Source organism: Brachybacterium sp. SGAir0954 (assembly GCF_005490785.1).
Taxonomy (GTDB): domain Bacteria; phylum Actinomycetota; class Actinomycetes; order Actinomycetales; family Dermabacteraceae; genus Brachybacterium; species Brachybacterium rhamnosum.
Map to the genome: position 1 here is coordinate 1,438,254 of NZ_CP027295.1, position 23,998 is coordinate 1,462,251.

At 71.7% G+C, this 23,998-nt stretch carries 24 protein-coding genes; 15 read left to right on the plus strand and 9 right to left on the minus strand.

The annotated features are described in order from the left end of the window. Positions 1-53: 53 nt before the first annotated feature. A complete protein-coding gene (locus C1N80_RS06405) occupies positions 54-251 on the plus strand; it encodes a hypothetical protein (RefSeq protein WP_137770021.1) in 198 nt (65 codons plus the stop codon). Between the two features lie 11 nt (positions 252-262). Continuing rightward, positions 263-436: a hypothetical protein gene (locus tag C1N80_RS15480; protein ID WP_168198046.1), complete on the plus strand. Its 174-nt coding sequence runs from the start codon at positions 263-265 to the stop codon at positions 434-436. Positions 437-575: 139 nt separating this feature from the next. Here the strand turns inward: C1N80_RS15480 and C1N80_RS06410 are convergent, their stop codons facing one another. The 3 genes from C1N80_RS06410 to C1N80_RS06420 all read right to left on the minus strand — a co-directional run bounded on the left by C1N80_RS06410 (position 576) and on the right by C1N80_RS06420 (position 3,394). Next, positions 576-1,127 (minus strand): hypothetical protein, encoded by a 552-nt coding sequence (locus tag C1N80_RS06410; RefSeq protein WP_137770022.1) that lies wholly within the window; start codon positions 1,125-1,127, stop codon positions 576-578. 258 nt (positions 1,128-1,385) lie between these two features. Continuing rightward, positions 1,386-2,108 carry a response regulator transcription factor gene (locus tag C1N80_RS06415; protein WP_137770023.1) on the minus strand — a complete coding sequence of 241 codons (723 nt, stop codon included), beginning with the start codon at positions 2,106-2,108 and terminating at the stop codon, positions 1,386-1,388. Beyond that, complete coding sequence (locus tag C1N80_RS06420; protein ID WP_137770024.1) at positions 2,108-3,394, minus strand: sensor histidine kinase; 1,287 nt, start codon at positions 3,392-3,394, stop codon at positions 2,108-2,110. The genes C1N80_RS06415 and C1N80_RS06420 overlap by 1 nt, the downstream gene beginning before the upstream one ends. A gap of 122 nt (positions 3,395-3,516) precedes the next feature. Here C1N80_RS06420 and C1N80_RS06425 point away from each other — a divergent pair, with 122 nt between their 5' ends. Then, the gene (locus tag C1N80_RS06425; protein ID WP_137770025.1) at positions 3,517-3,990 is read left to right on the plus strand and encodes a Fur family transcriptional regulator; all 474 of its coding nucleotides are present in this window, start codon (positions 3,517-3,519) and stop codon (positions 3,988-3,990) included. A gap of 68 nt (positions 3,991-4,058) precedes the next feature. Beyond that, positions 4,059-5,570, plus strand: coding sequence for a catalase (locus tag C1N80_RS06430; RefSeq protein WP_137770026.1), 1,512 nt, complete (start codon positions 4,059-4,061; stop codon positions 5,568-5,570). A 77-nt stretch (positions 5,571-5,647) separates the two neighbouring features. On the opposite strand, the gene C1N80_RS06435 is transcribed toward C1N80_RS06430, so the two are convergent. Both C1N80_RS06435 and C1N80_RS06440 read right to left on the minus strand, forming a co-directional pair. Next, entirely contained in the window at positions 5,648-6,031 is a 384-nt protein-coding gene (locus C1N80_RS06435) for a universal stress protein (protein WP_137770027.1), read from the minus strand. A 131-nt stretch (positions 6,032-6,162) separates the two neighbouring features. Further along, on the minus strand, positions 6,163-6,834 hold the full coding sequence (locus tag C1N80_RS06440; protein WP_137770028.1) for a 1-acyl-sn-glycerol-3-phosphate acyltransferase: 672 nt from the start codon (positions 6,832-6,834) through the stop codon (positions 6,163-6,165). 213 nt (positions 6,835-7,047) lie between these two features. On the opposite strand from C1N80_RS06440, the gene C1N80_RS06445 reads away from it, so the two are divergent. The 5 genes from C1N80_RS06445 (at position 7,048) to C1N80_RS06465 (ending at position 12,330) form a co-directional block, all read left to right on the plus strand. Then, on the plus strand, positions 7,048-8,679 hold the full coding sequence (locus C1N80_RS06445; protein WP_137770029.1) for a Gfo/Idh/MocA family oxidoreductase: 1,632 nt from the start codon (positions 7,048-7,050) through the stop codon (positions 8,677-8,679). Between the two features lie 575 nt (positions 8,680-9,254). Further along, a complete protein-coding gene (gene nrdH / locus C1N80_RS06450; protein ID WP_168198047.1) occupies positions 9,255-9,518 on the plus strand; it encodes a glutaredoxin-like protein NrdH in 264 nt (87 codons plus the stop codon). A 20-nt stretch (positions 9,519-9,538) separates the two neighbouring features. Further along, positions 9,539-9,937 carry a class Ib ribonucleoside-diphosphate reductase assembly flavoprotein NrdI gene (gene nrdI / locus C1N80_RS06455; protein ID WP_137770030.1) on the plus strand — a complete coding sequence of 133 codons (399 nt, stop codon included), beginning with the start codon at positions 9,539-9,541 and terminating at the stop codon, positions 9,935-9,937. A 5-nt stretch (positions 9,938-9,942) separates the two neighbouring features. Continuing rightward, complete coding sequence (nrdE, locus tag C1N80_RS06460; protein WP_137770031.1) at positions 9,943-12,075, plus strand: class 1b ribonucleoside-diphosphate reductase subunit alpha; 2,133 nt, start codon at positions 9,943-9,945, stop codon at positions 12,073-12,075. Positions 12,076-12,150: 75 nt separating this feature from the next. After that, on the plus strand, positions 12,151-12,330 hold the full coding sequence (locus tag C1N80_RS06465) for a hypothetical protein (protein ID WP_137770032.1): 180 nt from the start codon (positions 12,151-12,153) through the stop codon (positions 12,328-12,330). A 37-nt stretch (positions 12,331-12,367) separates the two neighbouring features. On the opposite strand, the gene C1N80_RS06470 is transcribed toward C1N80_RS06465, so the two are convergent. Further along, positions 12,368-13,327, minus strand: coding sequence for an NAD(P)-dependent oxidoreductase (locus C1N80_RS06470; protein ID WP_137770033.1), 960 nt, complete (start codon positions 13,325-13,327; stop codon positions 12,368-12,370). A gap of 123 nt (positions 13,328-13,450) precedes the next feature. Here C1N80_RS06470 and C1N80_RS06475 point away from each other — a divergent pair, with 123 nt between their 5' ends. The 3 genes from C1N80_RS06475 to C1N80_RS06485 all read left to right on the plus strand — a co-directional run bounded on the left by C1N80_RS06475 (position 13,451) and on the right by C1N80_RS06485 (position 17,063). Continuing rightward, on the plus strand, positions 13,451-14,548 hold the full coding sequence (locus tag C1N80_RS06475) for a D-2-hydroxyacid dehydrogenase (RefSeq protein ID WP_137770034.1): 1,098 nt from the start codon (positions 13,451-13,453) through the stop codon (positions 14,546-14,548). A 16-nt stretch (positions 14,549-14,564) separates the two neighbouring features. Continuing rightward, positions 14,565-15,347 (plus strand): IclR family transcriptional regulator, encoded by a 783-nt coding sequence (locus C1N80_RS06480; protein ID WP_137770035.1) that lies wholly within the window; start codon positions 14,565-14,567, stop codon positions 15,345-15,347. A 162-nt stretch (positions 15,348-15,509) separates the two neighbouring features. After that, a complete protein-coding gene (locus C1N80_RS06485) occupies positions 15,510-17,063 on the plus strand; it encodes an MFS transporter (protein ID WP_137770036.1) in 1,554 nt (517 codons plus the stop codon). 97 nt (positions 17,064-17,160) lie between these two features. On the opposite strand, the gene C1N80_RS06490 is transcribed toward C1N80_RS06485, so the two are convergent. After that, positions 17,161-18,645 carry a sugar porter family MFS transporter gene (locus C1N80_RS06490; RefSeq protein WP_370297245.1) on the minus strand — a complete coding sequence of 495 codons (1,485 nt, stop codon included), beginning with the start codon at positions 18,643-18,645 and terminating at the stop codon, positions 17,161-17,163. Positions 18,646-18,909: 264 nt separating this feature from the next. Here C1N80_RS06490 and C1N80_RS06495 point away from each other — a divergent pair, with 264 nt between their 5' ends. Continuing rightward, a complete protein-coding gene (locus C1N80_RS06495; protein WP_168198048.1) occupies positions 18,910-20,310 on the plus strand; it encodes a multidrug effflux MFS transporter in 1,401 nt (466 codons plus the stop codon). A gap of 13 nt (positions 20,311-20,323) precedes the next feature. On the opposite strand, the gene C1N80_RS06500 is transcribed toward C1N80_RS06495, so the two are convergent. Continuing rightward, on the minus strand, positions 20,324-21,349 hold the full coding sequence (locus C1N80_RS06500; RefSeq protein ID WP_137770038.1) for a permease prefix domain 1-containing protein: 1,026 nt from the start codon (positions 21,347-21,349) through the stop codon (positions 20,324-20,326). Further along, complete coding sequence (locus tag C1N80_RS06505) at positions 21,346-21,732, minus strand: PadR family transcriptional regulator (protein WP_103385104.1); 387 nt, start codon at positions 21,730-21,732, stop codon at positions 21,346-21,348. Before C1N80_RS06505 ends, C1N80_RS06500 begins: the two co-directional genes overlap by 4 nt. A 573-nt stretch (positions 21,733-22,305) precedes the next feature. On the opposite strand from C1N80_RS06505, the gene nrdF reads away from it, so the two are divergent. Further along, positions 22,306-23,274 (plus strand): class 1b ribonucleoside-diphosphate reductase subunit beta, encoded by a 969-nt coding sequence (nrdF, locus tag C1N80_RS06510; protein WP_137770039.1) that lies wholly within the window; start codon positions 22,306-22,308, stop codon positions 23,272-23,274. 82 nt (positions 23,275-23,356) lie between these two features. Continuing rightward, the gene (locus C1N80_RS06515; RefSeq protein ID WP_168198049.1) at positions 23,357-23,890 is read left to right on the plus strand and encodes a 4'-phosphopantetheinyl transferase superfamily protein; all 534 of its coding nucleotides are present in this window, start codon (positions 23,357-23,359) and stop codon (positions 23,888-23,890) included. Positions 23,891-23,998 lie beyond the last annotated feature (108 nt).

Here is a 23,998-nt window from a genome sequence, read left to right on the forward strand (position 1 = left end):
GGACAGCTCGTGATGGCAGTAGCCTCGACGCCACGCGACCCCAGGAGGCCGACATGGACCGAGAGAAACTCACGCTGGCCGTCACCCAGGCCATCGACGCACGCAGCAGCGAAGGTTCGCACGAACCCGCCGACTTCGACATCGACGCGATCGTCGACGAGCTGATCCGACGGGCCCCTGAGGGCACGGTCCAGGAGCTCGACGGCGCTGACTACTGGGACATCATCGCGAAGCATCGTCGCCGACCATGATCCCGGACCCGATGGACGTCACCGACACCCGTCACGAGCAGGCCGGCCGGTGCAGGTTCTTCACCTGTGAGAACCGCGCCGTCGCCGAGGTCGAGCTGCCCTACGCCGACGGCTTCCGACGAGTTCCGCTGTGCGCGTTCCATCATGACTGGGTGCTGAAGATGGACCACGGTTCGCCGTCCTGAGCCCCACGGCCCGAACTGCCGGCGCTCGCCCGGGCGCGTCTCGGACGCCCATGGTCTCCCCGTCGACACTGACCGCAGACGCAGGGACGTGCCCCACCCTCCGTGAGGAGAGCGGAGCACGCCCCGCGATGCGATGAGGTCAGATCAGGAACGAGTTGCCCCTGACCAGCCTCCGCCACCGGCGACCGAGGCCCACATGGTCACCCGCGGCGAGGCCGGCCATGGCGATGAGCACCGCCGCCATGATGACGTGGTCGTCGTAGAGCGGGTTCGTCGTCATCGGAAACGCCGCCAGGTACATCAGCAGGTACATGGCCGTGCCGCTCACGGCGGCGATGCGCATGCCGATGCCGAGCAGCAGCGCGACGCCGATGCCGAGCAGGCCGAGCATGAAGAGGGCGTCGGTGAAGGGGTTCAGGCTCAGCCAGAACGTCCAGAATCCGGCGAACGGATTACCTGCCTCGATCGACCCGCCCAGGAATCCTGAGGTGGGGGAGCCGCCGTTGAGCCACGCCCTCTCCGCGGGAGTCGAGAAGCCCAGACCGAACAGCTTGTCCAGGAACGCCCACAGGAAGGTGAAGCCGAGGAGGATCCGAACGATTCCCAGTGCGGTGAAGCCCCAGGGCGACGGCTCGGTGTGGAGAGCCTGAGTGGTGGAGGCGGGGATGGTGGGGGTCGGGGATGCGGTCACAACGGACTCCTTGAGAGGTGACCGAGGGCGGTAACTCCGCTCCGGATACTTCGAAAGTACCGGTCAGGGCAACTCCCGACAGGGCCTTAGGGCCCGTCGAGCGCTCACGCGGCGTCCTATCCTGAGGAGGGTCCTCATGCATCGCAGGGCGAGGGCCGTGCATCCCTGCCAGCTCGGCACCCTCGCGTCCCCCCCCATGCCTCGGCGGCGTCCGGGCGGTGCGTCCTCCTGACGCGGCGCGGAGCGGTGGCCGGGTGATCAGTCCCGGCCGCCCTGCTCGCGGCGGTCGGGAGGCAGGGCCACGAGGCCCAAGGTGAAGGCGCGCACCGTCAGCGCGACGCGCGACCGGCATCCGAGCTTCGCGTTCAGCGCGGTGACGTGCGACTTCACGGTGGACTCGGTGACGCCGAGCTCCTGGGCGATCTCAGCGTTCGAGCTCGCCCGGCACACGGCGGCGAGCACCTCCTGCTCGCGCTCGCTGAGGCCCAGGGCCGCGGCGGCGTCGCCGTCGGCGTCCCGGTCCTCGGGATCGGTGGGCGCTGCGGCGGCGATGTTCGCGGCGATGACCGGAGAGAGCACCGTCACCGCCTCCTGTCGGGCGGCGCGGACGGCCGCGACGATGGCCGTCGCCGTGGTCGTCTTCAGGAGGAACCCGGCGGCGCCCGCGCCGAGCGCGGCGCGGGCCTGCTCCTCGGTGCCGAAGGTGGTCAGCACGAGCACGGAGGTGTGCGGTCGGCGCTCGACGATCGCCGACGTGGCCGCGATCCCGTCCATGCCCGGCAGGACGAGGTCCATGAGCACGACCTCGGGCTCGAGCTCCTCGATGCGCGCGAGGGCGGCCTCCGCGGTCTCCTCGACCGCGACGACCTCGAGGTCCTCCTCCCGGTCCAGGTAGGCCGCGAGCGCCTCCCGCACGATCGGGTCGTCGTCGCACACGAGCACCCGGGTGCTCGGGGCGGGGGAGGAGGCGCTGCGCGGCATCAGGCGGCGTCCGTGAGCGCCGGGATCGCGAGACGGGTGAGGAACATGCGGCCGTCGCGCTCCGTGTGGAGGGTGCCGCCCACCGCGGCGAGGCGCTCGGTGACGCCGGTCAGGCCGTGGCCGCCGGAGAGCGCGGTGGGCCGGTCGTCGTCCACCGCGTTCAGGACGATGATGTCGACGCCCGCCCCGAGGCCGGGCGGAGCCGTGGCGGCGCGCGGTGCGTGATCCGGGGCGTGCTCGATCTCGACGAGGATCGCGACGGGGGCCTCGCGGTCACCGTGGCGCAGCACGTTCTCCTCGATCTCCGTGAGGCAGCGGCGCACCACGGCACCCGGCCCACCCGGGATCGCCTCGGCGCCCGCGGCGTGGAGGTGCACGGTGAAGCCGTCGCCGGCGAGCCGCCCGCGCAGCGTCTCGAGGGCCTCCGCGAGCGGGGCCTCCTCGGCGACCGTGGGGGACGGGGTCCCCCGGGTGGCGACGGCGGGTGCCGTGGCGGAGGCGGGGCCGGCCTGCTCCTCGCGAAGCTCCTCGAGGAGCGAGCGCAGCTGGTCCGTGCCCTCGCGCGCGGTCGCGGAGATCCGGCGCAGGGGAGCCCGGTGCTGCTCGCCCGGCTCCCGCGGGGCGGACTCGGCGAGCATGACGACGCGGGCCATCGCCCGGACCCCGGTGTCGTGGAGCTCGCGGGCGATCGCGCGGCGCTGCTCGGCGAGCTCGGACTCGGCCCGAGCGCGCTCGGCGACCTCGCGCTGCACCTGCGCCCGGCCCCAGCTGCCGCCCAGCAGGGCGGCCACCTGGAGCGTCATCCAGCCGATCGTCTGGGCGAGGACGGCGTCGAGGTGCACGCCGCGCAGCACCTCGGCCGCGGCGGGCGAGGCGACGTGCCACAGCGCGACCGCGACCGCGAGACGGGGGCGGCCGTGCGCGGCGAGGGCGGCGATCGCGAGCGGGCTCGCGAGGATGCCGGTGCCGATGTGCGCGGGGCCGAGTCCCAGGGCGAGCGTGAGGACGCCGCCCGTGAGAGCCGCGGCGGTGACCGGGCGGCGCAGGGCGAGGCCGCCGGAGACGCTGAGCGCGCCGGCGACGGCGAGCGAGGCGGGGCCCATGCCGTCGGCCACGGGGAGCGTGCCGCCGAGCAGCAGGAGGGTGACGACGACCGCCGCGGCGCGGCTGTCGAGGCGCGGGAGCCTGCTCACCGCCTGCGCGTCCCGGCCGTCGGGGGAGTCCGCACCCGGCCCCGTGCGGGGGCGTGCGGAGGCCCCGACGGGTCGTAGTGTGTGCTCGATCACTCGGCAAGGGTAATGCTGATAGAAGTCTGATCGAAGTTTGTGTCTGGACTGTGGATGAACGCCGCTGTCTGGAAGATGCCCGTTTCTTGATCAAGTCCAGAGAGCTGGGTACAGTCGGGGTCATGTCCACCGCTGACCACTCCACCGCCCTGCGCGCCGCGGGACTGCGGGTGACGGCGCCACGGCTGGCCACGCTCGAGGCCGTCGAGAAGCTGCCTCACGCCGATGCCGACGCGGTCGCCCAGTCCGTGCGCTCGACCCTCGGCACCATCTCCCGTCAGGCCGTCTACGACATCCTCGGCGCCCTCACCGAGGCGGAGATCCTGCGTCGGGTGTCGGTGGGAGGCCGGAGCATGCTCTACGAGATGCACCGCCACGACAACCACCACCACCTCGTCTGCACGCGGTGCGGCCGGCTGGAGGACGTCCCGTGCGCCGTCGGCCACGCCCCCTGCCTCACCCCGCAGGAGGACCACGGCTTCGAGATCGAGGTCGCCGAGGTCGTCTACCGCGGCGTGTGCACCCGCTGTCGGAGCGAGCGCTCCGTGGACGCTCCCCCGGCCGCCGCCCCCGCAGGCGCCACCCCCCGCGGCTGAGCGCCGCCCCACAGACCTGCCCTCCGGGGCAGCCCTTCCCGACCACCGTCCGACCGAAGGAGAAGCCCATGACCCACCTGGATCCCACGGCCCACCACGATTCGTCGCTGCCCTCGACCACCGAGTCCGGCGCCCCCCGCGAGAGCGACGCCCATTCGCTCAGCGTCGGCGCCGACGGCCCCCTGCTCCTCCACGACGTCGCCCTCGTCGAGAAGCTCGCCCGCTTCGACCGCGAGCGCATCCCGGAGCGCAGCCCCCACGCGAAGGGCTCCGGCGCCTTCGGCGAGCTCGAGATCACCGAGGACCTCTCCCAGTACACGAAGGCCGGGCTCTTCCAGAAGGGCGCGAAGACCCCGATGCTGGCCCGCTTCTCCACCGTCGCCGGTGAGCTGGGCTCGCCCGACACGTGGCGGGACGTGCGCGGCTTCGCGCTGAAGTTCTACACCGGCGAGGGCAACTTCGACATCGTCGGCAACAACACCCCGATCTTCTTCCTGCGCGACCCGATGAAGTTCCCCGACTTCATCCACAGCCAGAAGCGCCTCCCGGACTCCGGCCTGCGCGACAACACCATGCAGTGGGACTTCTGGACCCTCTCCCCGGAGAGCGCCCACCAGGTCACCTACCTCATGGGCGATCGCGGCCTGCCCAAGTCCTGGCGTCACATGAACGGCTACTCCTCCCACACCTACCTGTGGGTCAACGAGGCCGGCGAGAAGTTCTGGGTCAAGTACCACTTCCTCACCGAGCAGGGCCTGGAGTTCCTCACCAACGAGGAGGCCGGCGAGCTCGCGGGCTCCGACGCGGACTACCACCGTCGCGACCTCTTCGACGCGATCGCGGGCGGCGAGTTCCCGTCCTGGCGCGTCGAGGTGCAGCTCATGCCCTACGACGAGGCGAAGGACTACCGCTTCAACCCCTTCGACCTCACGAAGACCTGGTCGAAGAAGGACTACCCGCGCATCCCGCTGGGCCGGTTCACGCTGAACCAGAACCCCACCAACCACTATGCGCAGATCGAGCAGGCCGCGTTCAGCCCCTCGAACACCGTGCCGGGCACCGGCGTCTCCCCGGACAAGATGCTGCTGGGCCGCGTCTTCTCCTACCCGGACGCGCAGCGCAACCGCCTCGGCACGAACTTCAACCAGCTGCCCGTGAACCGCCCGCTCGTGGAGACGAACTCCTACGACAAGGAGGGCGCGATGGAGTTCCTGCACAGCGGTGACGCCCCGGTGTACGCGCCGAACTCCTTCGGTCGCGCCTACCAGGAGGCGCAGGGGCCCGTGGACAACGGCTGGGAGGCCGACGGCGCGCTCGTGCGCTCCGCCTACTCCCTGCACGCGGAGGACGACGACTTCGGTCAGGCGCACACCCTGATCCGCGAGGTCATGGACGAGGCCGAGCGCGGCCGTCTCGTGGAGACCGTCTCCGGTGCCCTCTCCACGGTCCAGGAGCCCGTGCTCTCGAACGCCTTCCAGTACTGGAAGAACATCGACCAGGAGGTCGGTGCGGCGATCGAGGCGGCGGTCAAGGCCGGCCTCGAGGAGCAGGTCCCCGGCGCCGATCCCGTCGACGAGTGATCTGACCTCACGGCCCGACGCGCAGCGGCCCGCCTCCGGAAGGAGGCGGGCCGCTCGCGTTCGTCAGGGTCGGGCGCTCAGACGACGAGCACCTCGGAGGGGGAGGAGAGGAGCAGCTTCTGCACGGTGAGGCCCATGAGGTGCCGGCCCAGCTCCCGCTGCCGGCGGATCCCGAGCACGAGCAGCTCGGCCCGCTCCTGCTCGACGACCCGCAGCAGCACGTCGGCGATGTCGTCCTCCGTGCGCTCCTGGCGCACCTCCACGCGCACCGCGGCGCCGCGCAGGTGATCGGCGGCGATGTCCAGCTGTCCCTCGTCGGCGTGCCGGGGATCGTCCTCGACGCCGTCGCGCACCACGTTGACCAGGATCAGCGGGCCGCCGCGGCGCTCCGCCTCGGTGCGGGCCGCGTCGAGCGCCGCGAACCCCACGTCGGTGGGGATGAATCCGACGACGACTGCCATGACCACTCCTGGGGTGCTGCTCGGGGACCGGGGCGCCGCGACGGTGCGCGATCTGCCCCGATCCTACGGCGTGCGCGGGGGCGGGCGGTCCGGGGTCCGCTCCCTTCCCGCCGGATCCGCGGGAGCCGGGCTCAGACCTCGGCGTCGGGGAGGACGACGTCGGAGCGGGTCTGGCCGGAGAGCTTCTGGATCTCGTCCATGATCCGCGCCGTCAGCAGGCGGCGACGGGCGCCCTTGCTCAGGCTCGGATCGATCTCGGCGACCTCGATCGGACGGCCCACGCGCACGGACACCGTGCCGCGCACCTTCCGCCACGGGACGGAGAAGATCGACGGGGTGTTCTTCACGCCCACCGGCACCACCGGGCAGCCGGACTCGATCGCGAGCCATGCCGCGCCCTGCTTCCCCGGGTGCAGCAGGCCGTCCTTGGAGCGCGTGCCCTCGGGGTAGATGCCGAACCCGTGCCCCTCGCGCAGCACCTCGAGGCCCGCCTGCAGTGCGCCCTTGCCGCTCGAGAGCGCCTCCCGGTCCAGCGGCACCGCGCCCACCTGCTCGAAGAAGGTCTTGAGGATCCAGCCCTTGAGGCCGGGCTTCTTCCAGAAGTCGTCCTTGGAGACGAAGTGGACCTCGCGGTCGAACACGACCGGGATGAGGAAGGAGTCGACGTTGGCGAGGTGGTTCGCCGCCATGACGTACCCGCCCTCCCGGGGCACGTTCTCGAGCCCGGTCACGCGGGGCTTCCAGAACAGGCGGACATAGGGGCGCACCAGGGCGCGGGCCCCGTAGTAGAACGCGGTGGGCACGGTACCTCCAGGAGGGGTCGACGATCGGGGACACCGTACCGCCGCGGGCGCTCCCGGGCCGTGCGGGACCGCCCCGTGAGGGCCCCGGTGTGTGTGGTAGAACAGGCGCAGCGCCCGCGCCGGCCGTGCGCGGCGCCCCGGGCCGGTGAGGCCCCACGGCGACCGCACGCGGTCCGGGCGCCCGCCCCGCCCAGCCCGAGGAGCTCCCCCGACATGCCCAAGACCCTGAACATCGCCGTCATCGGCGCCGGGACGATGGCCCAGGCGGTCCATCTGCCGGTGCTGCGACGGCGCTGGGACCGCTTCGCCGTCACCGCGCTGGTGGACCACTCCGAGCGTCGGCGCCGCGAGTCCGCGGAGGTCTGGGGCATCGCCGAGGAGAAGCGGTACGCGACCGTCGGCGAGCTCGTCGACGCGATCCGCTCTCGCGCGATCACCGTGGACGCCGCACTGCTGTCCACCGACGGTCTCCACGTCGACGACCTCCTGCAGCTCCTGCGCCGCGGTGTGCCCGTGCTCGTGGAGCCGCCGCTGGGCTACTCCGCCGCGGAGATCGCGAAGATCGCGGACTTCGAGCGGATGACCGGCCGGAACCTCGTGATGATGGCGTACCCCCAGCAGTACGACGACTCCGTGGGGCGCATCGCCGAGCAGATCGCCGTCAAGGACGTGCGGATGATCGAGCACCGGGTCCTCATGCCTGCGAGCCAGCCGCTGTTCGGCGGCGCCCACGTCACCACCTCGGCCTACGACCTGCCGGCGGAGCAGCGCAGCGAGCGCCGCAACGCCCTGCAGGAGGCCGTGGTCGCCGGCAGCGGCGAGAGCGCCACTCAGCGCGACCGCGACCTCTACGTCAAGGGTCTGCTGACGGGCGTGGCCCATCAGCTCTCCGTCATCGAGTCCGTCTACGGCCCGCTCACCGAGCTCACCGCCGTGCGCCACTGGCCCAAGGGCGTCATCCCCGGCTCGATCGAGCTGCTCGGCGAGCTCGAGGGCGGCGCGCACGTGCACCTCGTGTGGCACTACCTGCCCTTCGCCCCCGAGTACTCCGAGACCCTGCAGATCCTCTCCGCGCGCAAGCGCCTGGACCTCGAGCTGTTCGCCCCCTCCCACGGGGACCGTCGCTCCACCCTGCACCTGCGGGAGAAGAAGTCCGGCGTCGTCACCGAGGTCGCGACCGTCGCGGGCCTGGGCTCGGCGGAGTCGATGTGGGAGGCGTTCCACGCCTTCGTCGAGAAGGGCGAGGCGCCGATCTCCGGCCCCGCCTCCGCCCAGCAGCAGGTGGCGCTCCTGCGCAAGGTGCTCGCCGCGATCGTCGAGGCCGACGGCCGCGACATCGACGCGGTCGTGGAGAAGGAGGAGCCGGAGGCCGACGCCCCGGTGGCCGCGGAGGAGGGGACCGGGATCGAGGTGGTCGCCCCCGCCGCTGCCGCCTCGACCGTCACGGAGCCTGCCGAGCCCACCGAGGCTACTGAGCCTGCCGAGCCCCCTGCTCCTGCGGAGCCCGTCGTGCTCCCGTCGGAGCCGGCCCCGCTCGCGGGCGAGCCCACCGAGGTCCTCCCGGACCTCTCCAGCGAGGCCGAGCCGTCCACGCGCACCGACGGCATCGTCGATGCCTGGTCCGTCGAGGGCGTGCCGAGCGAGGGTGAGCCGGTCGAGGGCGAGCCGGTCGGGGACGACGTCGCCGCCTCCTCGTCGTCCGAGGATCCCGCGCTCCCGCACGAGTCCACCGGTCCGATCCGCTCGAGCTGGCCCCCGGCCGCCGCCGGATCCGCCGAGGGCCCCGCCTCCGATGCCGCCGAGCCGTCGACGGGGGAGGGGTCCGCGCCGGACGCCGGCCGCTGACCGGGCACCTTCCCCACACCGTCACAGGGCGCCGCACCCCCGGGTGCGGCGCCCTGCGACGTGTCGGCCCCGCGCCGTCGGCGGGGCGTGCTGGGGACGGTCTGGGGACGGCCGGGGGAGCCCGGGGGACGAGACGCCGGGACACGCCGAGCGGATCACGATCCTCGCCGGGCGACGGACCTCACGTCGAGCCCCGGGGTGCTGCTCCCGGAGGGGTCCGTCCCCACCGGCGGAGGGCCGCCCGGACCCCCGTCCACAGGCCCTCAGGGCCCGCGTCCTCGGGGTTCGTGCGTGGTGGGCGGCGCGCTGTCGTCCTCGTCCACCGCCGTCCCCCGCCATCCACATCCCCTCCACAGGAGTGCTGTGGATGACAGACATGTAGTTCAGTACATCTTGTGGTCTCCCCAGCCGGGCACCACTAGGTGTAGTGTTGGAGAGGTCGCGGTGATCCACCGCAGAACCGCCGGACGGGCCCCTGATCAGGGGTCCTCGCCGGAGGGATCCCACCCCGCTCACCGCATGAACACCGCTCCTCGCGCCGCCTCGGCGCGGCGCTCGAGAAAGGCCCTCTTCCCGTGGACATCACCGTGTACTCCAAGCCCCTCTGCGTCCAGTGCGACGCCACCAAGCGCGCCCTGAACAAGGCCGGCGTGGCCTACGACGTCGTCGACGTGACCGAGGACGCCGAGGCCCTCGCGCACATCAAGTCGCTCGGCTACGTGCAGGCCCCCGTCGTCATCACCGGTGAGGACCACTGGTCCGGCTTCCGCCCGGACAAGATCAAGGCGGTCGTCGCCTCGGCCGGCGCCGCGGCGCCGCGCCGCACCGCCGCCGTCTGACGACCCGGAGGGAGGAAGGCGTGTCCGCCCTCGTCTACTTCTCCTCGGTGTCGGGCAACACCCGCCGCTTCGTCGAGAAGCTCGGGCTCCCCGCGCAGCGGATCCCGCTCTACCCCAAGGAGGAGCCCCTCGTCATGGACGAGGAGTTCGTCCTCATGGTCCCGACCTACGGCGGGGGCAACGGCCGCGGAGCCGTCCCCAAGCAGGTCATCAAGTTCCTCAACGACCAGCGCAACCGGACCCTGATCCGGGGCGTGATCGGTGGGGGGAACACCAACTTCGGCGAGACCTACTGCCTGGCGGGGGACATCATCTCCGCCAAGTGCCAGGTCCCCCACATGTACAAGTTCGAACTCCTGGGCACGCCGCGCGACGTGCAGCGGGTCCACGACGGATTGGAAGAGTTTTGGCGACACTGACCGAGATGCCAGCGGTCGAGCACCACAAGCAGCTCGACTACCACGCGCTCAACGCGATGCTGAACCTGTACGGACCGGACGGGAAGATCCAGTTCGACAAGGACCGCCTCGCCGCGCGGGAGTACTTCCTGCAGCACGTGAACCCCAACACGGTGTTCTTCCACTCCCTCAAGGAGAAGCTCGACTACCTCGTCGAGAACGAGTACTACGAGCAGGCCGTGCTCGACCAGTACGACTTCTCCTTCATCGAGTCGCTCTCCGAGCAGGCGTACGCGAAGAAGTTCCGCTTCCCGACCTTCCTCGGCGCGTTCAAGTACTACACCTCGTACACGCTGAAGACGTTCGACGGGAAGCGCTACCTCGAGCGCTTCGAGGACCGCGTCCTCATGGTCGCCCTCGCCCTCGCGCGCGGTGACGAGCAGCTCGCCCGCGACCTGGTCGACGAGATCCTCGACGGCCGCTTCCAGCCCGCGACCCCCACCTTCCTCAACGCCGGCAAGGCCCAGCGCGGCGAGCTCGTCTCCTGCTTCCTGCTGCGCATCGAGGACAACATGGAGTCGATCGGCCGCTCGATCAACTCCGCCCTGCAGCTGTCCAAGCGCGGCGGCGGTGTGGCCCTCCTGCTCTCGAACATCCGCGAGTACGGCGCGCCGATCAAGCACATCGAGAACCAGTCCAGCGGCGTCATCCCCGTGATGAAGCTCCTCGAGGACTCCTTCTCCTACGCGAACCAGCTCGGCGCGCGCCAGGGCGCCGGTGCCGTGTACCTGCACGCGCACCACCCGGACATCCTGCGCTTCCTCGACACCAAGCGCGAGAACGCCGACGAGAAGATCCGCATCAAGACCCTCTCCCTGGGCGTCGTGATCCCGGACATCACGTTCGAGCTCGCGAAGAAGAACGAGCCGATGTACCTGTTCTCCCCGTACGACGTGGAGCGCGAGTACGGCAAGCCCTTCGCGGACGTCAACGTCACCGAGAACTACCGCGACATGGTCGACAACCCGCGCATCGCGAAGAAGAAGATCAAGGCGCGCGAGTTCTTCCAGACCCTCGCCGAGCTGCAGTTCGAGTCCGGCTACCCGTACATCATGTTCGAGGACACGGTGAACCGGGCCAACGCCATCCCCGGCAAGGTCACCCACTCGAACCTGTGCTCGGAGATCCTGCAGGTCGCCACGCCGTCCACGATGAACGACGACCTCAGCTACGACGAGCTGGGCCGCGACATCTCCTGCAACCTGGGCTCGCTGAACATCGCCAAGGCGATGGACTCCCCGGACTTCGCCCGCACCATCGCGACGTCGATCCGCGGCCTCTCCGCCGTCTCCGACACCTCGGACATCGAGTCGGTGCCCACCATCGCGGAGGGCAACCGGAAGTCCCATGCGATCGGCCTGGGCCAGATGAACCTCCACGGCTACCTCGCCCGCGAGGCGATCCACTACGGATCCGAGGAGGGCCTGGACTTCACCAACATGTACTTCTACGCGGTGACCTACCAGGCGATCCGCGCCTCGATGGAGATCGCCAAGGAGCGCGGCGAGGTCTTCTACGACTTCGAGAACTCCGCCTACGGCACCGGCGAGTACTTCGACAAGTACATCGACGGCGAGTGGGTCCCCCGCACCGAGAAGATCCGCGCCATCTTCGAGGCCTCGAGCGTGCACCTGCCCACCCCGGCGGACTGGACGCAGCTGCGCGAGGACGTGAAGAAGCACGGCATGTACAACGCCTACCTGCAGGCGGTGCCGCCCACGGGCTCCATCTCCTACATCAACGGCTCGACCTCCTCGATCCACCCGATCGTCTCCAAGATCGAGATCCGCAAGGAGGGGAAGATCGGCCGCGTGTACTACCCGGCGCCGTACATGACGAACGACAACCTCGAGTACTACGAGGATGCGTACGAGATCGGGTACGAGAAGATCATCGACACCTACGCCGAGGCCACGAAGCACGTGGACCAGGGTCTGTCGCTGACCCTCTTCTTCCCGGACACCGCCACCACCCGTGACGTCAACAAGGCGCAGATCTACGCCTGGCGCAAGGGCATCAAGACCCTCTACTACATCCGCCTGCGGCAGATGGCCATCGAGGGCACCGAGGTCGAGGGCTGCGTGAGCTGCATGCTCTGAAGTCCCCCTCCGCCGACGGGCGGGTCTCCCCACGGGGAGGCCCGCCCGTCGGCGTCCGTGACGTCCGTCCACAGCGTGCGAAGCACCGAGGCGTCCGTGCTGATCCCGGTCGCGGTGATCGGGGAGCTCATCCTCTGGGGAGCAGTTCTGCTCATGACCGGCTATCGCAGCGTCATGCCGCTGTGGGTCTACCCGTCCTGGCTGCGTCCGCAGCGTCGCGCCGAGCGGGAGCGGCTGCGCGCGAACGACCACTGAGCCCTGCGCGAACGCCGACCCCGCTGGCGCGGCGCGCTCAGCCCTCCTCGCGGGCTCCGGACCGACCGGCGGTGAAGCGGCGGGTGGCCGCGAGGTCGAGATCGCCGAGGCCCGCGTCGACGAGCTCGTCGTAGGCGGCGCGCAGGGCCGGGAGCAGAGTGCCCTGGGTGCCGGTGGCCTCCGCGGTCTCCGCCGCGAAGCGGAGGTCCTTGACCATGTACTTCGCGACGCCGCTCGGGGAGTCGTCGCCGGTCGTGAACTTCTCGCGGCGCGCCCGGAGGAACGCGGAGCCCGCGTAGCCGCCGCCCAGCACGTCGAAGAGGGTCTCGAGGTCGATCCCGCTGCGCTCGGCGAGCACGGTCACCTCGCCCAGGGCGAGCGCGGTCGCGCCGACGATGAGCTGGTTGCAGGCCTTGGCGACCTCGCCGGCGCCGAGCGGGCCCAGGCGCACGGGAGTGCCGCAGGCGGCGAGCAGGCGGGCCGCGAGGGCCGTGTCCTCCTCGGCGCCGCCGAGCATGATCGACAGGGTGCCGGCGCGGGCGCCGTCCTCGCCGCCGGAGACGGGGCAGTCCACGACCCGCACGCGGCCGTCGGTGCGGGAGCGGAGGTCCGCGTCGAGGGCGCGCACGGCGACGGGGGAGGAGGTGGAGCCGATCATGAGCAGGAGGTCGCCCGCGCCGGCGAGCAGGCCGTCCTCGCCCTCGAGCAGGGGCTCGAGCTCGGGGAGGTCCGGGAGCATGACGAGCACGGCGGTGCTCGCCGCGGCGAGCTCGCGCGGGGTCGCGGCCCAGGCGGCGCCCCGGTCGGTGAGCTCGGGCCGAGGCCGGCGGGAGCTCACCGTGAGCGCGCCGTGGGCGGCGAGGAGGTGCTCGGCCATGGGCAGGCCCATGGCGCCGAGGCCCAGCACGCCCACCGTCGGCGCCGGGCCGTCCGGAGCGGAGGCGGGTGACACCGGCTGGGGTGTCGGGGCGGGGAGGAGGACGTCGTCGTGGCTCATGGCACGAGGTTACCGCGAGACCAAACAGTAGAACAGTGTCCAATATGTTGAACACGCGCTAGGGTGGAGCCGCCCCCGTTGCCGAACCGGCCTCGCCGCAGAGGACCGAGCGAAGGAGCTCCCGTGTCCACCACCTCTCCCGCCCCCGCCGTCGGTGATCGCGCCGCCGCGCCCACCGACCGGCTCCGCGTCGTCATCGCCACGGACCTCCCCGAGGACCTCTGCCGCCGCATCGAGGAGGCGCAGCCCCGCGTCGAGGTCGTCCGCGATCATGCGCTCTACCGCCCCCGCCGCGGCCCGGCCGACTGGTCCGGCGACCCCGCCCACGAGCGCACCGCCGAGCAGCAGGCCGCCTTCGACGCGATGGTGGACTCCGCCGACGTGCTCTTCTCCCTGCCCGACGTCGACCCCGCCGCGCTCGCCCGCACCGTCGCCGCGAACCCGCGCCTGCGCTGGGTGCAGGCCATGGCCGCCGGCGGCGGCTCGCAGGTCCTCGCCGCCGGCCTCGACCGCGAGGCCCTCGACCGCATCACCTTCACCACGACCGCCGGCGTGCACGGCCGGCCGCTCGCCGAGTTCGCCCTCTTCGGCGTGCTCGCCGGCGCCAAGACCCTCCCGCGCCTCGGCGCCCAGCAGCGGGCCCACGAGTGGACCGACCGCTGGGAGATGCAGCATCTCGACGAGATGACCGTGCTCGTCGTGGGCCTCGGCGGCATCGGCCGCGCGTGCGCCTCCCTCTTCCGCGCCGCGGGCGCGCGCGTGCTCGGCACGACCCGAAGCGGCGAGGCCTTCGAGGGCGTCGACGAGCTCGTCGCGATCGACGACCTCGCCGCCGCGGCCGCCCGCGCGGACGCGATCGTCGTGACCCTGCCCGGCACCGCCGCGACCGAGGGCCTCGTGGGCGAGGAGGTGCTCGGTGCCCTGCGTCCCGGCACGATCGTGGTGAACGTCGGCCGCGGCACCGTGATCGACGAGGTCGCGCTCCACGCCGCCCTCGAGGACGGCCGTGTGGGCTTCGCCGCCCTCGACGTCTTCGCGACCGAGCCGCTGCCGGAGTCGAGCCCCCTGTGGGATCATCCCCGTGTCCTGGTCAGCCCCCACACGGCGGCGCTGTCCTCGCGCGAGGAGGAGCGGATCGTGCGGCTGTTCGTGGACAACCTCGACCGCTTCCTCGACGGGCGGGAGCTGCGTAACGTGGTGGACACCGTCGAGTTCTACTGATCGACCAGGAGTGCCCATGAGCGCCAGCACCACCCCCGAGGGGCGCGACCCCTCACCCGCCGTGAGCCGTGCGATGGGGGTGCTGCGGGCGCTCGAGGCCGCCGGCGCCCCGCTGACCCTCTCCGAGGTCGCCCGCGGCCTCGGGATCGCGAAGTCCTCCGCCTCGAACATCTGCCAGGCCCTCGAGGTGGAGGGCATGATCCAGCGTGCCGAGAGCGGCTACCGCCTGGGGCTGCGCACCGCGGAGCTCGGCGGTGCCTTCGCCGCCCAGTTCAACCAGGTGCGCGAGTTCTACGCCGTCGTCGAGGCGGATCCGCTGCTGCGCGGCCAGGTCGTGCAGGTCGCCATGCTCGACGTGCCCGACGCGATCTACCTCGCCCGCCACGAGGGTCGTCGTGAGCGCCTCGGCACGCCGCTCGGCTCGCGCCTGCCGCTCGTGCACTGCGCGGTCGGCAACGCCATGCTGCTCGCCATGGGCGATGCCGAGGTCGAGGAGGTCCTCGGGGCCTCGACCTTCACGCCCTCCACCGAGCTGTCCGTGCGCACCCCGCAGCAGGTGCGCGAGAAGATCGCCGCCGCCCGGGAGCGCGGCTACGCGATCGACCGCGGGGAGTCCTTCGCCGGCGTCCACGGCGTCGCCGCGCCCCTGGATCCCTGGCAGCCCGGTGACCCCCGCATGGCCGTCGGCGTCGCCCTCAGCGCCGCCGAGGCGGACGAGGGCACCGTCGCGGGCATCGGCGAGGCCCTCGTGGGGATCGCCGCCCAGCTCACGAACCCGCTCTCGCGCCGCCCGTCCTGACCTCCGGCCGGCCCTCCGGCGTCGCGGCCGTGGATCCACAGGAAACCCGTTCGTTCAACCTGTTGCACAGCGTTCAGAATTGAGTACAGTGGGCGTCACCCGCGGCGCACGCCGCCCGCATCCGACGCCCTTGCCCGCTTCGGTCGCATCGAAGGAGATGCCATGAGCTCGACGACGAACTCCCCTCACCCCACGGGGGCCCCGCAGCCCGACGCCACGGACCCTGCTGCCGCCGCTGCGTCCGCTGACTACGCCGCGAACCTCCGCCGCGCCACGCTCTCCTCGAGCATCGGCAGCGCGATGGAGTACTTCGACTTCGCGATGTACGGCCTCATGACCGCGCTCGTGTTCAACACACTGTTCTTCCCCGAGGGCAACCCCGCGATGAACACCGTCGCCGCCTTCGGCATCTACGGCGTCGGCTTCGTCGCCCGCCCCTTCGGCGGACTCATCTTCGGCACCCTCGGCGACCGCCTGGGCCGCAAGTGGGTCCTCGTGATCACGGTGCTGCTCATGGGTGGCGCCTCCACCCTCATCGGCGTGCTGCCCACCTTCCATCAGGCCGGCTACCTCGCCCCGATCATGCTCGTGGTGCTCCGCCTCCTGCAGGGACTCGGTGCGGGCGCCGAGCAGGCCGGGGCCACCGTGCTCATGGCCGAGTACTCGCCCGTGCGCCGCCGCGGCTTCTTCTCCGCCCTGCCGTTCATCGGCATCCAGGGCGGCACGCTCCTCGCCGCGCTCGTCTTCTCCCTGCTCACCCTCATGCCCGAGGAGTCCTTCCTCGCCTGGGGCTGGCGCCTGCCCTTCCTCGCCTCGTTCGTGCTGATCATCATCGCGCTGTTCATCCGCTCCCACCTGCGCGAGACCCCCACCTTCGTGCACCTCGAGAAGCACGAGCAGGTCGCCGAGCGTCCCCTGCGCGAGATCTTCACCCGCGGCCGCGCCGGGGTCGTCGTCGGCATCGGCCTGCGCATGGCGGAGAACGGCGGCAGCTACATGTTCCAGTCGCTCGCCCTCGCCTTCGTGACCTCCGCCGCGATCGGCATGGACCGCGGCACCGTCACCTGGGGCGTCACGATCGGTGCGCTCATCGGCATGATCACGGTCCCGCTCTCCGGCCACCTCTCCGACCGGTTCGGCCGCGTGCCCGTCTACCGCGCCGGCGCCGTCTTCATGCTCGCCTACACCTTCCCGGCCTGGTACCTGCTCTCCTCCGCGGGGGAGGGCGTCGCGGTCGCCGTCATCGCGATCGGCATCGGCGTCGCCGTGAACACCATGCTCGGCCCGCAGTGCGCGATGCTGCCCGAGCTCTTCGGCGCCAAGCACCGCTACCTCGGCGTGGCCATGGCCCGCGAGATCTCCGCGGTGCTCGCCGGCGGCCTCGCCGGCGTGCTCGGCGCGTCGATGCTCGCCTGGACCGGCGGCAACTGGACCGTGCTCGCCGTCTACATGGGCACGCTCGCCTCGATCACCGTCGCCTCGACCTTCCTGGTCCCCGAGACCCGCGGCCGTGACCTGCTCCGCACGGAGGACGCCCTGCGCATCTCCTGCGACGAGCACGACCACGACGTCCCCGACGTGCCCGCCGCGGCTCTCGCCCAGGTCCCCGCACAGGATGCGGTGCCGACGGACGGCGCCGTGGACGGCGGCCGCGCATCCGTCGGCCCCGAGACCGCCGGGGCGGGCCGGACCCCGCTGCCGACGACCGCCGGCTGACGGCACCCGCCCCTCCCGGGGCGCAGGAACGCCGGAGGGCGCTGGGAGATCTCCCAGCGCCCTCCGGCGTTCGTCGTGCACCTCGAGGGTGCTCCGCTCAGGAGCGGCGGCGGTACCGCTCGGAGCTGCGGGTCGTGGGCAGCAGGGTGTCCGCCTGCTCGAGGGACAGCCCGTTCGTCTCCGGCAGGAACAGCTTCACGAACAGCAGCGAGATCACCGCGAAGGCCGTGAAGATGCCGTACGCGAGCCCCAGCGACACGTCCGCCACCACCGGGAAGGAGGTGCTGACGATGAAGTTCGCGATCCAGTGCATGCCGGTCGCCACGCCCATCGCCTTGCCGCGCAGGCGGGTCGGGAAGATCTCGCCCAGCAGCACCCACAGCACGGGGCCCCAGGTCGCGCCGAAGAAGACCACGTAGAGGTTCGCGGCGACCAGCGCGATCGGGCCCCACGCCCCCGGCAGGGACGGTGCGCCGTCGACCTCGACGGACTGCGAGAAGGACAGGGCGAGCGTCGCGAGGGTGACGATCATGCCGCTCGAGCCGATCAGCAGCAGCAGCCGACGGCCGATCCGGTCCACGAGACCGATCGCGATGAACGTGACGGCGATGTTCACCAGACCCGTCACCACGGAGATCGTGAACGAGTCGGACTCGGTGAAGCCCACGGACTGCCACAGGGTCGTGGAGTAGTAGAAGATCGCGTTGATGCCCACGAACTGCTGGAGCATGCCGGCGGCGATACCGACCCACACGATGGGCTTCAGGCCCAGCAGGCTGCCCTTGAGGGAGCCCGAGCGGCCGATCTCCTCGTCCTTGAGCGCCTCGCGGATGTCCCGCAGCTCGCGGTCCATCTCCTCGGGCGCGACGATCGTCGCGAGCACCTCGCGAGCCTTCTCCTCCTTGCCCTTCATCATGAGGAAGCGCGGGGACTCGGGGATCACGAGCGCGACCACGCCGTAGACGACGGCGGGCACGGCGCCCACGAGGAACATCCAGCGCCAGGCCGGCAGGCCCAGCCAGAGCTGCTGGGCGGCGCCGCCGGCGCTGTTCGCGAGCACCGCGTTGGACAGCAGCGCCGCGAAGATGCCGATCGTGATCGCGAGCTGCTGGAGGGAGGCGAGGCGGCCGCGGATCTTCCGCGGGGCGATCTCCGCGATGTACGTGGGGGCGGTGACCGAGGCGATGCCGATGCCGAGGCCGCCGATGATCCGCCAGATCACGAGATCCGCGACGCCGAAGGCGAGGCCCGCGCCGATCGAGGAGGAGAGGAACAGGACGGCGCCCACGAGCATCACCGGGATGCGGCCCCAGCGGTTCGCGAGACGACCGGCGAAGTAGGCGCCCACCGCGCAGCCCAGCAGGGCGCTCGCGACCGCGAAGCCGGTGATCGCGGGGTCGAGGCCGAACTGCCCCTCGATGGCGCCGACGGCGCCGTTGACCACGGAGGAGTCGAAGCCGAACAGGAACCCGCCGAGGGCTCCCGCGAGGGCCAGCGCGAGCACGCGCGCGCTCAGAGCCTTCGCGCCGGGGGCGGGGGAGTCGGGCGGCTCCGCGACGGTGCGGCGGGGTTCAGTGGACACGGAGGGCTCCGATGCTCGGGGACGTCTGGCACGACGCCGGATCGGGGCGACCATGCGGATTCCCCCGAACCGACTGTGGCGGCGACGAGGATAGACCCTCCGACGGGGGCTCGGCGAGACGGTGTCAGCGGGCCGACAGAGGGGGCCGGTCCACTCCGTGGCCGTGAACGTGCACATCCGCGCGCTGCGGGGGTAGGTTCGAGCGAGCGGTCCCTGCCCCCGGCATCCCGTGTCCCCTTCCCTCCCCTCGATGTGAGATCACCGATGACTGCGCCCGACGACGACCGCACCCCGTCGCAGCCCACCCCCGCACCCGAGACCCGCCGGTCCGGCGCCTCCCACGAGGACGCCGAGCCGCGCACCTTCACCGGCCCCATCCCCACCACGATGACCGGCGGCATCCCGGTGCTCGAGGACCTCGCCGACCGCGACCTCGCGCACCTCCCCAGCGAGGCCGAGTACGCCCGCACCCGCTCCAAGGTCACCGTCATGGTGATCGTCGTGCTCACGACGCTCAGCGCGATCGGCCCGCTCGCGACCGACATGTACATCCCGGCGTTCCCGGACGTGACGAGCGACCTCGGCACCACGGCCGCCCTGCTGCAGCTGACGATCACCGCGTTCTTCGTCGGCACCGCGGGCGGTCAGATCGTCGCCGGCCCGCTCTCCGACCGCCTCGGCCGCCGCGGACCGCTGCTCGTCGGGATCGTGCTGTGCCTCGTCGGTTCGATCGTCTGCGCGCTCGCGCCGAACATCCAGGTGCTCCTGATCTTCCGCGTGCTGCAGGGGATCGGCGGGGGCTTCGGCATGGTGCTGGGCCGCGCGGTCCTCATCGACCTCACCGACGGCCCCGAGCTGTTCCGCACCATGAACATCATGCAGGGCGTGGGCGGCGTCGCCCCGATCGTCGCCCCGCTGCTGGGCGGGCTGATCCTGCTGGTCGGCCAGTGGCGCGAGGTGTTCCTCGTGATCGCCGCGATGTCCCTGATCTCGCTGATCGGCGTGCTGTTGCTGATCCCCGAGTCGCTGCCGCGCTCCCGGCGCCACAGCGGCGGGTTCCGGCTGTTCCTCACGAGCACCGGGGACCTCCTGCGCCGCCCCCAGTTCACCTCGTACATGATGGTCAACGCCTTCTCCGCGTTCTCCCTCATGGCCTACGTCGCCGCCTCCTCCTTCGTCATGCAGGAGATGCTCGGCTTCAGCTCGCAGGAGTACTCGGTGCTCTTCGCGATCAACTCGGTGGGCATGATGGCGATGTCGCTCACCTCCGCGCGGCTCTCCGGCCGCGTGGCCCCGCGCACCCTCGTGAAGGTCGGCCTCTCGGTGACGTCCGTCGCCTCCGTGAGCCTGCTGATCGGCGCGCTGCTGCTGGGCACCCCGGCGTGGATCGTCATCCCGGGCTTCTTCCTCATGGTCGCCCCGCAGGGCCTCATCTTCGGCAACGCGGGCGCCCTCGCCTCGCGCGAGGCGCTGGACCGCGCGGGCACCGGCTCCGCCCTGCTGGGCCTCGGCTTCTCGTTCTCCGCCTCGATCGCCTCGCCGCTCGTGGGCGTCGCGGGCACCGAGTCCGCCGTGCCGATGGGCATCGTCATGGTCGTCGGCGTCGCCGCCTCGGTCACGTGCCTGGTGATCGCCGGACGCACCCGGCACCGCGCGACGGCCTGAGCCGCCCCGCCCCTCAGCGGGCGGGGCGCCGCTCCTCGGGGCGTTCGAGCGCGGAGTTCAGCGCCCACAGCGCCGCGTAGAGCACACCGGCCACGGGCCAGATGATCCAGGTGCGTCCCCAGTCGCCGGTGAAGAAGCTCCATCCGAGGTAGACCCCTGCGAAGACGGGCCAGTACACCGCGGCGATCGCGCGGACGGCGGGCGACGAGCTGTTCTCGAGCGACTCCTCGCCGGTCTCGGTGGCGAGCAGCGTCTCGGCGACGTCGGAGGACCAGCTCGTGGAGAACATGAAGGCGATGCCGAGCGCGACCATGACCAGCGTGCCCACCACGCCGTAGAGCGGCAGCACGCTGCTGCTGTCGCCGTCCGCCGCGAAGGCGGTGAGCACCACCGGCGCGGCGGCGAGGATCCACAGCGTGGTCGCGACGGCGCCGCCGATCGCGCGGGTGCGGGCGTGCTCGGTGCGGAGGTCCGCGGCGTAGCGACGCACCTCGGGGGAGGGGCGTGACGTCCTCTCGGTCACGTCCTCGAACCCGGCGAGCCGGGCCCCACGGACGGTCATCAGCACCACGCCGGCGGCGACCACCACCAGCAGCAGCACGAGTCCGATCCCGATCGCCCAGGGGGCCGGCTCGGGGACGACCGTGCCGTGCACGGCGATCGCGAGCATCAGGGGGACGGGGCACAGCACGAACAGCACGATCGAGGCGGCCGAGAAGCCCTGGACCCCGCGCGCGGCGGCGGCGTACTCCTGCGCCCGCGGGAGGTCGAGGGTGGGGCGGTCCTCGGTGTCGGAGTGCGCACCGTGCGCGGCGCGGCCCAGCTCGCGGTCGATGCCGAGCTCGCCGGCGACCTCCTCGAGGCTGCCGAAGTCCGCGATGACGCGGCCCAGGGCCTGCGACTCGGTCAGGCCCTCGCCCATGAGGCCCTGCACGGAGTCCTCCATCATGTCCCGCAGCTCGATGCGGGCCTCCCGCATGCGGGCGGTGTCGGGGTAGGGCGCGAAGAGGGTGTCGAGATAGGAGTCGATGACGCTCATGACGGGACCTGGTCCTGTTCGTGGGAGGGCTGAGCTGCGGAGGAGGGCTGCGCGTCCCCGGTGGGGACGGCGAACTGGTCGACGAGGGCGCGGGTGCTGCGCCATTCGTCGCGCTTCAGGGCGAGCTGCTCGTGGCCCTCGACGGTGAGGGCGTAGTAGGTGCGGGGCTTGCCGGTCTCGGAGAGCTCCTCGTGCGCATCGAGCAGACCCTGGGCCTGCAGGCGCTTGACCGCCGTGTAGAGGGTCGTCTGCTTGATCGTGTACTCGCCGGAGGAGCGGCGCTCGAGCGTCTTGGAGATCTCGTAGGCGTAGGAGCGCCCGTGCTCGAGGATCGCGAGCAGGATCAGATCGATGTGCCCGCGGATCGCGTCGGCTCCGATCATCGGTCCTCCTCGTCGTGACGGCGGGGAGGACGTCTCCCTGCTACGACGACCGTACTACGGCAGACGTACTACGGCAAGGGGTGCGTCGAACGAGGGGCTTCGGACCCTGTCGACGCCCGCGCCCGGCTCGTCCGGCTCTCCCGCCGTAGCCGGGAGGTCCAGGCCCTCGCCCGGGCGTCGAGCAGGAGGTCGAGGGGGAGTGGGCCCGCCACCCCGGCGCCCGGCGCCGGCGGGCGCCGCGCGAGGCGCTCGTCGCGCGGCGCGGGATCGCGGACCCCTGCGCCCGAGCGGCGCGCCCTCACGCCGCGCGCTCTCGCATCGCGCGCCTGCACGACTCGCCTTCACGCCGCGCGGCCGCACGACTCGCCCTCGAACCGCGTCCTCGCGCCGGAGCTCGCGGGCTCCGCGGTCGGCCGCGGACGCTGCTCCGCGCCCCCGACCTCGGTCTTCCCGTGGGGCGCCCTGGGGCGGGTGGGAAGCCCCACTGCGTCACGGCCCGGCGGGCCCGCTCCGGGCCGCCGCGCCCGCCTAGACTGGCCACGATCAACTCCCAGACGTGACAGTGAGGCTGCGGTGAACGACCACCTGAAGACGACCGTCCAGGCGATCAACTGGAACCGGATCCCGGATCCGAAGGACCAGGAGGTCTGGGATCGCCTGACCGGCAACTTCTGGCTCCCCGAGAAGGTGCCGCTCTCCAACGACATCCAGTCGTGGGGCCGGCTCACCGAGCAGGAGCAGACCCTCACCATGCGCGTGTTCACGGGGCTCACGCTCCTGGACACGGTGCAGGGCACGGTGGGCGCGGTCTCCCTGATCCCCGACGCGGTGACGCCCCACGAGGAGGCCGTGTACACGAACATCGCGTTCATGGAGTCCGTGCACGCGAAGTCCTACTCGCAGATCTTCTCGACGCTCTCGAACACGAAGCAGATCGACGACGCCTTCCGCTGGAGCGAGGAGAACTCCGCGCTGCAGAAGAAGGCCGGGATCGTCATGGGCTACTACCAGGGCGACGACCCGGAGAAGCGCAAGATCGCCTCGACGCTGCTCGAGTCGTTCCTCTTCTACTCGGGCTTCTACCTGCCCATGCACTACTCGAGCCACGGCCAGCTCACGAACACCGCGGACATCATCCGCCTGATCATCCGTGACGAGGCCGTGCACGGCTACTACATCGGCTACAAGTTCCAGAAGGCCTACGAGCAGGCCTCCGCGGAGCGCCAGGCCGAGCTCAAGGACTACACCTTCTCGCTGCTCTTCGAGCTGTACGAGAACGAGGAGGAGTACACCGAGGACCTCTACGACCCGGTGGGCTGGACCGAGGAGGTCAAGACCTTCCTGCGGTACAACGCGAACAAGGCGCTCATGAACCTCGGCTTCGAGGCGCTCTTCCCGGCGGACCAGGTCGAGGTGAACCCCGCGATCCTCGCGGCGCTCTCCCCGAACGCGGACGAGAACCACGACTTCTTCTCCGGCTCCGGCTCGAGCTACGTCATGGGCAAGGCCGTCGACACGGACGACGAGGACTGGGACTTCTGATCCCCCGGTGATCACCCCCTCGCGCGCGGACGGCGTCGGACCAGCGGGTCCGGCGCCGTCCGTGCATGTGCGCCTGCTCCCGGTGGCCACCGACGCCGACAGGGCCCTGCGGGCGCAGGTCGCCGATCTGCTCACGGACGCCGGGGCCGACGTGGCCGGTGTGCCGGCCAGGCGGATCACGGCGGCCGACGTGCGCGCCGGGCGGCTGTGCCCCGCCTGCGGCTCCTCCGCGCACGGGCGGCCCTGGGCGCGGGTGGCGGGGCAGGCCGATGGGGACGGCGTCCGGATCGGGGTGAGCCTGTCCCGGTCCGGTCCGCATCTGCTGACCGCAGTCCACCTCGGAGGCGGGATCGGCGTGGACATCGAGGAGATCGCCGCGGTCGATGCCCGCTGGGACCCGTCGCTCGTCCTCGCGCCGGGGGAGGAGCACCTCGCCCGCACGTCGGAGGGCCGGGCCCGGCTGTGGGCAGGCAAGGAGGCAGTGCTCAAGCTGCTCGGCACGGGCCTGCGCACCCCGATGCCGGAGGTGCGGCTCGCCGACGTCGACGTGCGCCGGATCGCGGCGCCACCCGGCTTCGTCGCCGCGATCGCGCTGCCGGGCGGGCCGCCGGGCTGAGTAGCGGCCCGCGGTTGCGTTGCCCGTCGGCCCGCCGGGCTGAGCCGCGGCGGGGTCGGGACGTTATCGCGCAGATGCGGCCCGTATGCGGGGGACCTGCGCGATGAC